Consider the following 13,596-nt stretch of genomic DNA (forward strand, 5'->3'; position numbering starts at 1 on the left):
TTGTGAAAGTAAAATGAGATTGGAGGGTGAAGAAATGGAACACATTCAATATCGCTTTTTATTAACTGCAATTATCGGTGTTATTTTCTTAATTGGTATCGGTATTATGATTGCTGAAAATAGTCCCATCGGTGTTATCATTTGCATTATCGGCACATTTGTTACAGTTGGATACGGTTTTGTAACAAAAAGAAAAATGCGTAAATCGCAATAACGTTAAAAAGTAAGAAGCTTCTTTTATAGCCTCTTACTTTTTTTGTTACTGCGATACAAATGGTAATAACCCTTCATATACTCCTGGTTTTGCAACTAACACACTGCTCTTCTCTATGATAGAAAGAGGAGTTCCAGAGAAGGTTGTTACTCTCCCGCCAACTTCTTCTACGATAATCTGTCCCCCGCCAAAGTCCCATGGCGATAAACGCGGTGTTACATACGCATCTAATCTTCCCGTTGCAACATATACCATTTCTAGCGCAGCACAACCATAAGACCTCGTTCCTCTCGCTTTCTTAACAAGCCTCATCATTTTTTTCGTATTCAGCAATGGATTATCAGTAAGCCATATCGCATTTAGAGCTATAATTCCCTGTTCTATTGTTCCTTCTTCTAGCATGGGAATAGGTAAATCATTACAAAAGGCCCCTTCTCCCTTTATCCCATGATATAATTCATCATGAACTGGATCATAAATAAGGCCAATTTTTCCGATACCGTTCTCATAAATTCCAATTGAAATTGCGAAATTTCTTTTTTGGTGAACAAAGTTCATCGTGCCGTCAATTGGATCAATTAACCAAACAACCCCATTAGAAGAAGTGATTTCATCTCCATAGCCTTCTTCTCCTAAAATATTATGGGCCGGGAATGTTTCTTTAATTCTCCCAATTAAAAACCGCTCCGTTTCTCGATCCATGTTTGTTACTAAATCCGCTGCATTAGATTTTGTTTCTATAATAAGTGCTTTTTTCAGCGATCCCATTAAACGTTCTCCCGCTTCTCGAATCCACTGTTTTGCGTGTGTATCAATATCTTTCCATATCTCGTGCATGTTTAAACACTCCGATCTATACTGTTCACAGAAAAAACGAACCCTTTATAAGGTTCGCACCAACTAATTTTTTATTCATATACTATTATTACGCTTCTAAACGAATCATTTCAAGTCTTAACACTTCTAATTTTTCTACACACTCTTCTTTTTTCTGTTTGTCATTCTCCATCATTGCATCATATAAAGTTGCTAATTCATAATCTAGCTCCAAACGTAGCACCGGAATTCTTTTTTCAGCATCTGTTCTCTTTAACGCATTAATCACCTGTCTCATATTATTTGCCTCCTCCCAATATTCGTTTGCCCTCGGACTAGAATTGATTCAATTTTCTGATTTTTTGTTTTATACTATACTATGTTGGATAAATCATCTATGCAACAAAATTATATTTTTTTATTAAAATTTTTTTGTGCTGTTTTTTTTATGAATAGTACAAGCTATGCTAAAATAAAACAAAATAGGAGTTGGAGGAACAATCATGCCACTACAAACATTCACATCAACTGATTTTGAAGTTTTTACTGTTGATGGTCTTGAAGAACGAATGAGCGCAATTAAAACGAATATTCATCCTAAGCTAGAAGCTTTAGGGGAACAGTTTGCAGAATACTTATCAAAACAAACCGATGAAAACTTTTTCTACCATGTAGCCAAACACGCACGCCGCAAAGTCAATCCACCAAATGATACTTGGGTTGCTTTTTCAACAAATAAACGTGGATATAAAATGTTACCACATTTTCAAATTGGTTTATGGGGTACTCACGCTTTCATATACTTTGGTTTAATCTATGAGTGTCCGCAAAAAGTGGAGACGGCTCACGCCTTCTTAGAACATTTAAATGATTTAAAAACGAATATTCCAAATGACTTCGTATGGTCCATTGACCATACTAAACCAGGTGTAAAATTACATAAAACGCTTGAAACGGAAGACTTACAAAAGATGATTGAACGTTTAGCTACTGTGAAAAAAGCAGAATTATTAGTCGGTATTCATATATCACCAGAGGAGTTTTCAGCAATGACCAACGAACAATTCCTTGCTAAGATTGAATCTACGATGCAATCACTCCTTCCTTTATATGCAATTTCTAATCGATAAATCGATAGTAGAAAACGGACAATTTATATTGTCCGTTTTTAGTTGTTATCACATTATAGCACTTTGTATTTTATTTTTCAAAATATTTTCACATTTTTACAATCTTTTTTTCCGCTACTTCTTTTGCCTTTTGAATCGCACGATATATAGAATATCCACTTACTTCTTGAAATTCTTTATCAATTTTTTTCTCCGCTGCCTTCGATGGTACAATCTCTTTAAAACGACGATATAATTCCATCAAGTCTTCTCTCAAAACTCCTTTTTCATATACCTTTTCAATCGCTTCATAAAACTTTACAACTGCTACCATTTCTTCATTTGACCAATCGTAATCAAGTGGATATTGATATTCCATTTTTGCACCTCATTCAGTATTCTTTCTTTTTCCATTATGCTACCTTTAAAAGAACCTTTTATTCTTCACTATAGCCACTCTGCATTATACACCATTTATCCATTTCAATGGAATTGTCTTCCTCTTTGCAGTATTTAAAATATAACTATTAAACATACTCACCTTGAAAATGAAATTTTTCTATACATCTATAATTATTGGTGATATAATGCTTTTGTTTTATAGAAAGTAAAGTGAGACTACCATCCCCAAAAAAGCTTTTGTGAATGGCAGGAAAACAAGTCACGTTCTAAAAGTTAGTCATCTTAAATTCCTTTTAGAATGAGATGAAATCATATAAAACAAATTCTAATAAATATTACGAAGAAGAAGGGGTGTATAGATTGTCCCAATACGAAACACCATTGTTTACCGCTTTAGTTGAGCACAGTAAGCGAAATCCAGTTCAATTCCATATTCCAGGTCATAAAAAAGGACAGGGCATGGATCCAACATTTCGCGAATTTATTGGGCATAATGCATTAGCAATTGATTTAATTAACATTGCGCCACTCGATGATTTACATCATCCAAAAGGTATGATTAAAGCAGCTCAGGATTTAGCCGCCGCTGCTTTCGGTGCAGATCATACTTTCTTTTCTATTCAAGGTACAAGTGGTGCAATTATGACAATGGTGATGAGCGTTTGCGGCCCTGGTGATAAAATCCTCGTGCCACGAAACGTGCATAAATCTGTAATGTCAGCTATTATTTTCTCAGGTGCAAAACCGATTTTCATGCATCCTGAGATCGATCCGAAGCTTGGTATTTCACACGGGATCACAATGCAGTCTGTCAAAAAAGCTCTCGAAGAGCACTCAGATGCGAAAGGCTTACTTGTTATTAATCCAACATACTTTGGGTTTGCTGCAGATTTAGAGCAGATTGTAAAATTAGCTCATTCTTATGATATTCCTGTACTTGTTGATGAGGCTCACGGTGTTCATATCCATTTTCATGATGAACTACCAATCTCGGCTATGCAAGCAGGTGCAGATATGGCAGCAACAAGTGTTCACAAATTAGGAGGGTCTTTAACCCAAAGCTCTATTCTTAATGTAAAAGAAGGTCTTGTGAACGTAAAGCATGTCCAATCCATTATTAGCATGCTTACAACGACATCAACTTCTTACATTTTGTTAGCATCCCTTGATGTTGCTAGAAAACGTCTTGCTACAGAAGGAAAAGTTCTCATAGAACAAACAATAAAATTAGCTGAACATGTTCGTGATGCTATTAATGCTATTGAGCATCTTTATTGTCCTGGAAAAGAAATGCTAGGAACAGATGCTACTTTTAACTATGATCCTACAAAGATAATTGTATCTGTAAAAGATTTAGGTATTACTGGCCATGAGGCTGAAGTATGGCTTAGAGAACATTACAACATTGAAGTAGAACTCTCTGATCTATATAACATACTTTGTCTTATCACTTTTGGAGATACCGAAAGTGAAACTGATACACTTATCACAGCATTACAAGATTTAGCAACAACATACAGAAATAGAGTAGATACAGGTGTTCAAGTACAAGTAGACATTCCAGAAATACCTGTGCTAGCACTTTCTCCTAGAGATGCTTTTTATTCAGAGACGGAAGTCATTCCATTTGAAAATGCGGCAGGTCGTATAATAGCTGATTTTGTTATGGTTTATCCACCAGGGATTCCAATCTTTACTCCGGGGGAAATTATTACACAAGAAAACTTAGAGTATATTCGTAAAAATTTAGAAGCAGGGTTACCTGTACAAGGACCCGAAGATATGACGTTACAAACATTACGTGTTATTAAAGAGTACAAGCCTATCAGTTGATAGGCTTTTCTTTCACCTTTTTTTCCTTTTCTCATACGATATTAAAGAATGTAACGTATAGGTGGGGATACTATTATGATTGTAATAGGCCGTTCTATTGTACATCCTTATATCACAAATGAATATGAGTCATTTGCAGCTGAGAAACAACAAATTTTATCCATAATGGCAGGAAATCAAGAAGTTTATTCCTTCCGAACAGCTGATGAACTCAGCTTTGATCTTAATTTACGAGTTAATATTATTACTTCCGCGCTAGAACTTTTTCAAAGTGGCTTTCAGTTTCGTACATTTCAACAATCTTTTTGCAACACTCAGTTTTGGGAAAGAACATCCCTTGGCGGATTTAAACTACTTCCAAACATATCGCCTTCCATTGCCATCCAAGATATTTTCAAAAACGGAAAACTATATGGAACTGAATGCGCAACCGCTATGATAATTATTTTTTACAAAGCATTACTATCATTGTATGAGGAAGAAACTTTCAACCGGCTATTTGCAAACCTTTTACTTTATACATGGGACTATGATCATGATTTAAAGCTCATAACAAAAACGGGTGGCGATCTTGTTCCAGGCGATCTCGTTTACTTTAAAAATCCACAAGTGAATCCAGCTACAATCGAGTGGCAAGGAGAAAACACAATCTATTTAGGAAATTTCTTTTTTTACGGACATGGCGTAGGTGTAAAAACAAAAGAGGAAATTATCTACTCATTAAATGAACGACGAGTCCCTTATGCATTTATTTCGGCTTTCTTGACTGATACTATTACTCGTATCGATAGTCGTGCTATGAGCCACTACAGTTCGCCTAGCACACCACAAACATCAATAGGATTTATTCCAATTCGAGATGATGCAATCGTTGCAACAGTCGGACATACAACTACAATCTATTAAAAAAACGCCTACATGTGTAGGCGTTTTTTCTTCATTATTAAGCTTTTGAGTGTTCCTTTTGGTCACATTCGCAATGAGATCCACATTTCCCGTAAAGTACTGTTGATTTTTCATCTTCAAAATGTCCGATTGTTCCTTCACATACTTGGCATACGATTGTTCCCATTTTTCATTTCCCCCTGAGTTTTAATAATAATCTACTTATTTATAATTAAGCTTTCGCATTGTCTCTATTAGCACATTCACAATTTGTACCACATTTTCCGTAAAGCACTGTCGTTTTTTCATCTTCAAAATGTCCGATTGTTCCTTCACATACTTGGCATACGATTGTTCCCATTTTTCATTTCCCCCTAAGTTTATGGTCCTAAAAACTTTTAGCTGTCCATTTCCTATCAATTATTGGGCTTTTGTATGCTCTGTGTGATCACATCCGCAAGATCCACATTTCCCGTAAAGTACCGTTACTTTCTCATCTTCAAAGTGTGCAATTGTACCTTCACAATCTTGACATACGATTGTTCCCATTTTTCATTTCCCCCTAAGTTTATAATCCCAAAAACTTTTTTGTAACCGCTTAACTTTCTGTCTTTATTTTAATATGTTATACTTTTTACGTCAATAGGTTTTTAGTATAACACATTAAATATTTTAAAATTAAATTAGTATGCGATATTAACACAAAAAAAACAGTCATATCTCATACGTACGACTGTTTCTTGTTAATTATTCTTCATACTCCGCATGCAAAGAAGTAGACGGAACAAGAAATTTAAAAAACTGTGCTAACTCCTCCGCCTCCTCTTCCGACCCTAACTTAAAAGTTTCTTTTATATAAGGAACATTTTCCACATCATCTCGTCCAAGCAAAGTAGATCTCCCTGTTTGCATACAAACAATAAGTGGCTTTCCAAAAAACATATTTGTATAAATAACTCCAAAATCATAACGTGTATCATGCGTCATAAATCCTAAAAATCGTACCTTCACACTTTCATGCTCATCATACAATTTTTCAAACATCAGTTTCCACCTTTCTCAATAACACTTCCTACTCAATAATATATTAAACAAAAAAAGTAATACTCCTTTTAATTGTCAAAAAATTCAGTAGGATGTAGAATGATATTATTCTACTAAACTAGGGGGGGAATTTGTATGCAACACGCCTTTATCACACTTGTACCTAAATCCAATCAACAATCTGTTTCAATAGAGGATGTCAAACACCTTTTTGATAACTATAAAACCATTACTTCCAAGACTGGTGATCAAATTAATTACGCCTATACAAATACAGCTTTTCCTTATGAAATATTAGATACATCAGCAACAACATTAAAACTCCAATCGAGTCACGACCGATATAATTCTATTTATGTGGGGATTGGAATAGAAAATAAACGATCTTTCATACAAATTTCTTTACCCACCACAGCAACATTTGGCGATAAAGGAAAAGCAAATGAATTTAGCCGTTTTCTAGCGAAGAAATTGGAAGGAGAGTTACAATTATTTAATGGAAGAACAATGTATTTCTATAAACGTTAATTTAAAAAATTGAGAATATGATTAAAAAAAGTATGCAATTTGAACACGTAAGGAATAATGCCTGCTTCCTTGCGTGTAATACAAAACATGCAATTACATATGCCAAATAAAGAAATACGAAAAAGAGAATTACTTTATAATGAAACTTATCACCATTCGATAATGTTAATACAATGGAAAAACCACTCCATAATAGAAAATGATAAAATATAACATGTAATATTCTCATGGAACCTTCTCCTTTGACATGCCCTATTTTATTAATATATGGGATTAAGTTTGAATCAATTACATATTATATGAAAGTATATATACTGCTTTTGGATTAACGTATGTTCTAACGATTCATTTAAAGTATTATATATATTCATTCGACAAGTACATATAAAGACCTTGCAAGCCATTATATTAAAAATACCCCATCTCTTTAAATAAGAGATGGGGTATTTACATTACTTAAATTATTTTACAATGTGAATTGGCATTCCAAGAGCAACTTCAGCTGCTTCCATTGTGATTTCACCTAATGTTGGGTGAGCATGGATTGTTTGAGCGATATCTTCTGCTGTCATTCCAGCTTCGATAGCTAAACCAATCTCAGAGATAATATCAGAAGCGCCTGCACCTGCAACTTGTGCACCTACAAGAAGACCATCTTCTTTACGTGTTACAAGTTGTAAGAAACCGTCAGTGCTGTTTAATGATAACGCACGACCGTTTGCAGCGAATGGGAACTTAGATACAGCTACAGTCATTCCTGCTTCTTCTGCTTGTTTCTTAGTGTAACCAACAGATGCTAATTCTGGATCAGTGAAGCATACTGCTGGAATTCCGATGTAATCGATTGCTGATGCATGGCCACTAATTGCTTCAACAGCTACTTTACCTTCGTAAGAAGCTTTGTGAGCTAATGGTGGTCCAGGAACGATATCACCGATTGCATAGATGTTTGATACGTTTGTACGGCATTGCTCATCGATTTCGATGATACCGCGATCAGTCATTTTAACTCCAACTTGCTCAAGACCGATTTCTTGAGTGTTTGGACGACGACCTACAGTTACTAATACGTAATCTGCTTCTACAGTTTGGATTTCACCTTTAACTTCAAAGCTAACTTTTACGCCAGTTTCTGTTTCTTCAACGCCTTTAGCCATAGCTTTTGTATGGATATTTACGTTACCTTTTTTCTGTAGAGCACGTTTAACAACAGAGCTCATAGCTTTTTCGAAACCAGCTAAGATTTCGTCGCCAGCTTCTACTACAGTAACTTCTGTACCGAAGTTAGCATATGCAGTACCTAATTCCATACCGATGTAACCGCCGCCGATTACAACAAGTTTTTTAGGAATTTCAGGTAAGCTTAAAGCGCCTGTAGAGTTGATAACACGTTTAGAGTATTTGAATCCTGGAATTTCGATTGGTGTAGAACCAGTTGCAAGAACAGCATTTTTAAACGTATAAGTTTGAGCTGCATCTTCAGTCATTACGCGTAATGTGTTAGCATCTACGAAGTAAGCTTCACCGCGAATGATTTCAACTTTGTTACCTTTAAGAAGGCCTTCAACACCGCCAGTTAATTTCTTAACTACGCCGTTTTTCCATTCTTGAACTTTTGTAAAGTCAACTTTTACGTTCTCTGCAGTGATACCCATGTCATCAGAATGCATTGCATTCTCATAACGATGACCTGCATTGATTAACGCTTTTGAAGGAATACATCCAACGTTTAAGCATACGCCACCAAGGTTAGCTTTTTCGATGATTGCTACCTTTTGACCTAATTGTGCTGCACGAATTGCCGCAACGTATCCACCAGGACCTGCACCAACAACGACTGTATCTAATTCAATTGGGAAATCTCCTACTACCATTGTTATTACGCCTCCATTACTAATAATTGTGGGTCATTCAATAGACGTTTAATTTGGTTTAATGCTTTTTGAGCAGTTGCGCCGTCAATTAAACGATGGTCAAAGCTTAGAGATAATGCTAATACTGGAGCTGCTACAATCTCACCATTTTTCACAACTGGTTTTTCAGCGATACGGCCGATACCAAGGATTGCTACTTCTGGGTGATTGATAACTGGAGTGAACCATTGTCCACCTGCAGAACCAATGTTTGTAATTGTGCAAGAAGCACCTTTCATTTCAGCTGGAGCTAAACGACCATCACGTGCTTTACCAGCAAGATCGTTGATCTCGTTAGAAATAGTGAAGATTGATTTACGATCTGTATCTTTAACAACTGGTACTAATAGACCTTTGTCTGTATCAGCTGCGATACCGATGTTGAAGTAATGTTTATGAACGATTTCTTGAGAAGCATCGTCTAAAGCAGTATTCAACATTGGGAATTCACGTAATGCAGATGTTAAAGCTTTTACAACGTATGGAAGGTAAGTTAATTTAATACCTTTGTCAGCTGCAACAGCTTTGAACTTCTTACGGTGAGCAACAAGCTCAGTTACATCAACTTCATCCATTAATGTTACGTGAGGAGCTGTGTGCTTAGAGTTAACCATTGCTTTCGCAATCGCTTTACGGATACCACTCATTTTCTCACGAGTTTCTGGATATTCACCAGCTGGGATTGGTTGTGCTTTTGGTGCTGCTTCTTTCGCTGCTGCTGGAGTAGCTTCTACTGCTGCTGGAGCCTCAGTTGCTGCTACAGTTTGTCCACCATTTGCAAATGCATCGATGTCAGTTTTCACAACACGGCCGTTCTTACCAGAACCAGCTACTTTATGAATATCTACACCTTTTTCACGAGCATATTTACGAACAGATGGCATAGCGATTACACGCTCATTTACTACTTCTGCAGTTGCTGCTGGAGTAGCTTCCGCTGCTGGAGCTTCTACTGCTGCTTCTTCAGCTTTTGGAGCTTCATCATGATCGTCACCTTTAAATTTAAGGTTTTCGTATCCAGGAGCATCAAATTTAATTAATGTATCTCCTACAATTGCAACTGTTCCTTCTTCTACAAGTACTTCAAGTACTTTACCTTTAACAGGAGAAGGGATTTCTACTACTGCTTTATCATTTTGTACTTCAAGAAGTACGTCGTCTTCGTTTACTTCGTCACCTGGTTTAATAAACCATTTTACGATTTCACCTTCGTGGATACCTTCACCGATATCTGGTAGTTTAAATTCAAATGCCACGGAATTCAGCCCCCTGATTCATTTCATTATTATGGAATATGTACAAAAGAAACCAGCATGTGCTGATTTCTTTTGCACATGAAAAACTAAAAATTAGAAGTTCATTACTTTGTTAACAGCTTCAACAATATCTTTATGGTTTGGTAACCATACGCTCTCAGCTTGAGAGAATGGGAATACTGTATCAGCAGCTGCAACACGTACAACTGGAGCTTCTAAGTTTAAGATTGCACGGTCGTTAATTTCCGCTACAACGTTAGCTGCAATACCAGCTTGTTTTTGAGCTTCTTGAACTACAACTACGCGGCCTGTTTTTTCAACAGAAGCGATGATTGTTTCGATATCTAATGGTTGAACTGTACGTAAGTCAACAACCTCTAAAGAGATACCTTCTTTTTCAAGTTCTTCAGCAGCTTTTAATGCAGCATGAACCATAGCACCATAAGCGATAACAGATACATCTGTACCTTCACGTTTGATATCAGCTTTACCTAAATCAATTGTGTAATCGCCTTCTGGTACATCTTGACGGAATGAACGGTACAATTTCATATGCTCTAAGTAGATAACTGGATCGTTGTCACGAATCGCAGAGATTAAAAGACCTTTTGCATCGTATGGAGTAGATGGAATAACAACTTTTAGACCAGGTTGTTGTGCCACTAATCCTTCTAAGCTATCAGCATGTAGTTCAGGAGTATGAACACCGCCACCGAATGGAGAACGAATTGTTACTGGAGCAGTCCAACGTCCACCAGAACGGTAACGCATACGAGCTAATTGACCAGAAACTGAATCCATTACTTCATAAATGAAACCGAAGAATTGAATTTCTGGAACTGGACGGAAACCTTCAAGTGCAAGTCCAACTGCAAGTCCACCAATACCAGACTCTGCAAGTGGAGTATCCATTACACGATCTTCACCGAATTCAGCTTGTAAACCTTCAGTAGCACGGAATACTCCGCCGTTTACACCAACGTCTTCACCAAAAACAAGTACGTTAGGATCGTTTTTCATTTCAACGCGTAAAGCATCAGTGATTGCTTGAATCATTGTCATTTGAGCCATGGCTTACTTCGACTCCTTTTCTTTGTAAATTTCATATTGTTCAGCTAAGTTGTAAGGCATTTTTTCGTACATGATTTCCATTAAATCAGTAACTTTTTGTTTTGGAGCTTGGTCAGCCTTAGCAATTGCTTGTTTGATATCTTCTTTTGCTTCTTCGATTACTTTCTCTTCAACTTCTTGAGACCATAGGCCTTTGTTTTCTAAGAATGCACGGAAGCGTACGATTGGATCTTTTTGTTCCCATTCGTTTTCGATATCTTTTGTACGGTAACGAGTTGGGTCATCACCAGCCATTGTATGTGGACCGTAACGGAATGTTAAAGTCTCGATTAAAGTAGGGCCTTCGCCGTTTACTGCACGCTCACGAGCGAAAGCAGTTGCTGCGTATACAGCTAATGGATCCATACCGTCTACTTGAATTCCGTAAATACCTGCTGCTACTGCTTTTTGTGCTACAGTTTTAGCTGCAGATTGCTTTTCTACTGGAGTAGAGATTGCATAACGGTTGTTTTGTACAACGAAGATTGCTGGAGCTTTGAATGCACCCGCAAAGTTCATACCTTCGTAGAAGTCACCTTGTGAAGCACCACCGTCACCAGTGTAAGTAATTGCAACAGATTTTTTACCACGTAGTTTCATACCTAACGCAACACCAGCAGTTTGGATGATTTGCGCACCGATGATGATTTGTGGAGCAAGTGCATTTACGTTCTCAGGCATTTGGTTACCCATGAAATGTCCACGAGAGAATAAGAATGCTTGGTATAATGGTAGACCGTGCCACACTAATTGTGGAACGTCACGATATCCTGGTAAGATGAAATCTTCTGCTTCAAGTGCGAAATGACTTGCTAATTGAGAAGCCTCTTGTCCAGCAGTTGGTGCGTAGAAACCTAAACGTCCTTGACGGTTTAAAGAAATAGAACGTTGATCTAGTACGCGAGTATACACCATACGGCGCATTAATTCTTTTAATTGATCATCAGATAATTCAGGCATAGCTGCTTCATTCACAACTTCGCCTTTTTCATTTAAAATTTGTAATGTTTCAAATTGAGCTGCGATAGCTTTCATTTGCTCATCAACATTAAATAGGGTCTTTTTTGTTTTAGTACCCATTCCGTTCACCTCTTCCTCTCTTGAACCATATTCTGAAACGCTTTCACTATCTATTAGCTAGACTGAAAGCGCAACAATGTAAACCAACAAATTTGTTTGTCGGTTGAGAATAATTTTGTGTACCTAACAATCTGTACTAATGTTTTTCCAAAAACATATTAATACAATCTTGATCACGTTTTTTAGTTTACAACTATTCTAATTACGATGTCAATTACTTTGAATACGTTTTTTTATAAATAATATGCAGGTTTCCTCTACACAAACGTGTTTTTATTTTTCACATCTGTATTAGTAAGCAATAACCTACTGTTATATTATTCCCTTTTTAACTTGTTTTTTCTCTTAGAATAATATGTAAACGATTTAATTCTCTTTAGTTTTTCTCTCTTCTCAATAAAATTATACAAACACTTCTTCCTTTTATAGGTAAATACCTATACATTTCTGATCCTTCCTCCATACATTATAGTAACCGCAGTATTAGCGGGAAATGATAAAGGAGGTCATCTCATGTACGGATACTCATATTGCTATCCAACAACTTGTTCATATCCTTCCTACGGTTATGGCGGTTCTTGTGGCGGGTCTGGACGCGGCTTCGCCTTAATCGTTGTGTTGTTTATCCTTTTAATTATCGTTGGTGCTGCTTGCATTCGCTAATGTAAAATGAAACAACTATGGAAAGAAACAGACGGCTTTGCCGTCTTTTCTTTTATTATATAACTTATCTATAGAAGATTTGTTTCCAAGTAGATCTTCCTTACTTGCCGATGACTTTTTTTATCTCCTTTGGTAGACTAAAGAAGAAAGGAGAGATTACATATGCTTACAATGAATGAGGTAATTCGTGAAGGAAATCCGATTTTGCGCGACGTTGCAGAAGAGGTCTCCTTACCTGCTAGCGAGGAAGATACAAATACCCTTAAAGAAATGATTGAATTTGTAATAAATAGCCAAGATCCTGAAATGGCTGAAAAATATAGTTTGCGCCCTGGAATCGGATTAGCGGCTCCGCAAATCGGTATTTCAAAGAAAATGATTGCGGTTCATGTAACTGATACGAACGGTACGCTATATAGCCATGCACTATTTAATCCAAAAATCATTAGTCATTCTGTTGAACGTACATATTTACAAAATGGTGAAGGCTGTCTATCTGTAGACCGTGAAGTACCTGGTTATGTCCCTCGTTACACAAGAATTACAGTGAAAGCAACATCTATTAACGGAGAAGAAGTAAAATTACGTTTAAAAGGTTTACCAGCAATCGTATTCCAGCATGAAATCGACCACTTAAATGGTGTTATGTTCTACGACCATATTAATAAAGAGAATCCATTTGCCTCTCCTGATGAGTCGAAACCTCTAGAACGATAATAAAAAAAGGCGGAAGTTAATCTTCC

General features: G+C 36.7%; 19 protein-coding genes. 7 read left to right on the top strand and 12 right to left on the bottom strand.

Annotation, left to right across the window (positions count from 1 at the left end):
• Positions 1-34: 34 nt before the first annotated feature.
• A complete protein-coding gene (locus BAU27_RS17580; protein WP_071746871.1) occupies positions 35-214 on the top strand; it encodes a DUF5325 family protein in 180 nt (59 codons plus the stop codon).
• Positions 215-259: 45 nt separating this feature from the next.
• On the opposite strand, the gene BAU27_RS17585 is transcribed toward BAU27_RS17580, so the two are convergent.
• Together BAU27_RS17585 and BAU27_RS17590 are read right to left on the bottom strand one after the other, a co-directional pair.
• A complete protein-coding gene (locus BAU27_RS17585) occupies positions 260-1,051 on the bottom strand; it encodes an inositol monophosphatase family protein (RefSeq protein ID WP_071771527.1) in 792 nt (263 codons plus the stop codon).
• An 88-nt stretch (positions 1,052-1,139) separates the two neighbouring features.
• Positions 1,140-1,328, bottom strand: a complete 189-nt coding sequence (locus tag BAU27_RS17590) for a hypothetical protein (RefSeq protein WP_001250167.1) — start codon at positions 1,326-1,328, stop codon at positions 1,140-1,142.
• Positions 1,329-1,533: 205 nt separating this feature from the next.
• Here BAU27_RS17590 and BAU27_RS17595 point away from each other — a divergent pair, with 205 nt between their 5' ends.
• On the top strand, positions 1,534-2,160 hold the full coding sequence (locus tag BAU27_RS17595) for a YktB family protein (RefSeq protein ID WP_071746873.1): 627 nt from the start codon (positions 1,534-1,536) through the stop codon (positions 2,158-2,160).
• Between the two features lie 88 nt (positions 2,161-2,248).
• Here BAU27_RS17595 and BAU27_RS17600 read toward each other — a convergent pair whose 3' ends face one another.
• On the bottom strand, positions 2,249-2,518 hold the full coding sequence (locus tag BAU27_RS17600; RefSeq protein ID WP_071746874.1) for a UPF0223 family protein: 270 nt from the start codon (positions 2,516-2,518) through the stop codon (positions 2,249-2,251).
• 383 nt (positions 2,519-2,901) lie between these two features.
• Here BAU27_RS17600 and speA point away from each other — a divergent pair, with 383 nt between their 5' ends.
• On the top strand, positions 2,902-4,374 hold the full coding sequence (gene speA / locus BAU27_RS17605; protein ID WP_071771528.1) for an arginine decarboxylase: 1,473 nt from the start codon (positions 2,902-2,904) through the stop codon (positions 4,372-4,374).
• Positions 4,375-4,449: 75 nt separating this feature from the next.
• Positions 4,450-5,280: a protein-glutamine gamma-glutamyltransferase gene (locus BAU27_RS17610; RefSeq protein WP_071771529.1), complete on the top strand. Its 831-nt coding sequence runs from the start codon at positions 4,450-4,452 to the stop codon at positions 5,278-5,280.
• Between the two features lie 37 nt (positions 5,281-5,317).
• On the opposite strand, the gene BAU27_RS17615 is transcribed toward BAU27_RS17610, so the two are convergent.
• The 4 genes from BAU27_RS17615 to BAU27_RS17630 all read right to left on the bottom strand — a co-directional run bounded on the left by BAU27_RS17615 (position 5,318) and on the right by BAU27_RS17630 (position 6,303).
• Entirely contained in the window at positions 5,318-5,446 is a 129-nt protein-coding gene (locus BAU27_RS17615) for a GapA-binding peptide SR1P (protein WP_000536797.1), read from the bottom strand.
• A gap of 45 nt (positions 5,447-5,491) precedes the next feature.
• The gene (locus BAU27_RS17620; protein ID WP_000536808.1) at positions 5,492-5,620 is read right to left on the bottom strand and encodes a GapA-binding peptide SR1P; all 129 of its coding nucleotides are present in this window, start codon (positions 5,618-5,620) and stop codon (positions 5,492-5,494) included.
• Between the two features lie 59 nt (positions 5,621-5,679).
• Positions 5,680-5,808, bottom strand: a complete 129-nt coding sequence (locus BAU27_RS17625; protein ID WP_000536778.1) for a GapA-binding peptide SR1P — start codon at positions 5,806-5,808, stop codon at positions 5,680-5,682.
• 198 nt (positions 5,809-6,006) lie between these two features.
• Positions 6,007-6,303 carry a DUF3055 domain-containing protein gene (locus BAU27_RS17630; protein ID WP_071746877.1) on the bottom strand — a complete coding sequence of 99 codons (297 nt, stop codon included), beginning with the start codon at positions 6,301-6,303 and terminating at the stop codon, positions 6,007-6,009.
• 135 nt (positions 6,304-6,438) lie between these two features.
• Here BAU27_RS17630 and BAU27_RS17635 point away from each other — a divergent pair, with 135 nt between their 5' ends.
• Positions 6,439-6,831: a DUF1885 family protein gene (locus BAU27_RS17635; protein ID WP_071746878.1), complete on the top strand. Its 393-nt coding sequence runs from the start codon at positions 6,439-6,441 to the stop codon at positions 6,829-6,831.
• 1 nt (position 6,832) lies between these two features.
• On the opposite strand, the gene BAU27_RS17640 is transcribed toward BAU27_RS17635, so the two are convergent.
• From BAU27_RS17640 to pdhA, 5 genes are all read right to left on the bottom strand, one after another.
• Positions 6,833-7,060 carry a hypothetical protein gene (locus BAU27_RS17640; RefSeq protein WP_001221349.1) on the bottom strand — a complete coding sequence of 76 codons (228 nt, stop codon included), beginning with the start codon at positions 7,058-7,060 and terminating at the stop codon, positions 6,833-6,835.
• A gap of 232 nt (positions 7,061-7,292) precedes the next feature.
• Positions 7,293-8,705 carry a dihydrolipoyl dehydrogenase gene (gene lpdA / locus BAU27_RS17645; protein WP_000260106.1) on the bottom strand — a complete coding sequence of 471 codons (1,413 nt, stop codon included), beginning with the start codon at positions 8,703-8,705 and terminating at the stop codon, positions 7,293-7,295.
• 5 nt (positions 8,706-8,710) lie between these two features.
• The gene (gene pdhC / locus BAU27_RS17650; protein WP_071746879.1) at positions 8,711-10,000 is read right to left on the bottom strand and encodes a pyruvate dehydrogenase complex dihydrolipoyllysine-residue acetyltransferase; all 1,290 of its coding nucleotides are present in this window, start codon (positions 9,998-10,000) and stop codon (positions 8,711-8,713) included.
• Positions 10,001-10,093: 93 nt separating this feature from the next.
• A complete protein-coding gene (pdhB, locus tag BAU27_RS17655) occupies positions 10,094-11,071 on the bottom strand; it encodes a pyruvate dehydrogenase complex E1 component subunit beta (RefSeq protein WP_000068162.1) in 978 nt (325 codons plus the stop codon).
• 3 nt (positions 11,072-11,074) lie between these two features.
• Positions 11,075-12,190: a pyruvate dehydrogenase E1 component subunit alpha gene (gene pdhA, locus BAU27_RS17660; RefSeq protein WP_000536893.1), complete on the bottom strand. Its 1,116-nt coding sequence runs from the start codon at positions 12,188-12,190 to the stop codon at positions 11,075-11,077.
• Positions 12,191-12,703: 513 nt separating this feature from the next.
• Here pdhA and BAU27_RS17665 point away from each other — a divergent pair.
• A complete protein-coding gene (locus tag BAU27_RS17665) occupies positions 12,704-12,853 on the top strand; it encodes a YjcZ family sporulation protein (RefSeq protein WP_000274565.1) in 150 nt (49 codons plus the stop codon).
• Positions 12,854-13,015: 162 nt separating this feature from the next.
• The gene (gene def, locus BAU27_RS17670; RefSeq protein WP_071746880.1) at positions 13,016-13,570 is read left to right on the top strand and encodes a peptide deformylase; all 555 of its coding nucleotides are present in this window, start codon (positions 13,016-13,018) and stop codon (positions 13,568-13,570) included.
• Positions 13,571-13,596: the final 26 nt, after the last annotated feature.

The sequence above is a fragment of the Bacillus sp. NH11B genome, assembly GCF_001884205.1.
GTDB lineage: Bacteria > Bacillota > Bacilli > Bacillales > Bacillaceae_G > Bacillus_A > Bacillus_A proteolyticus.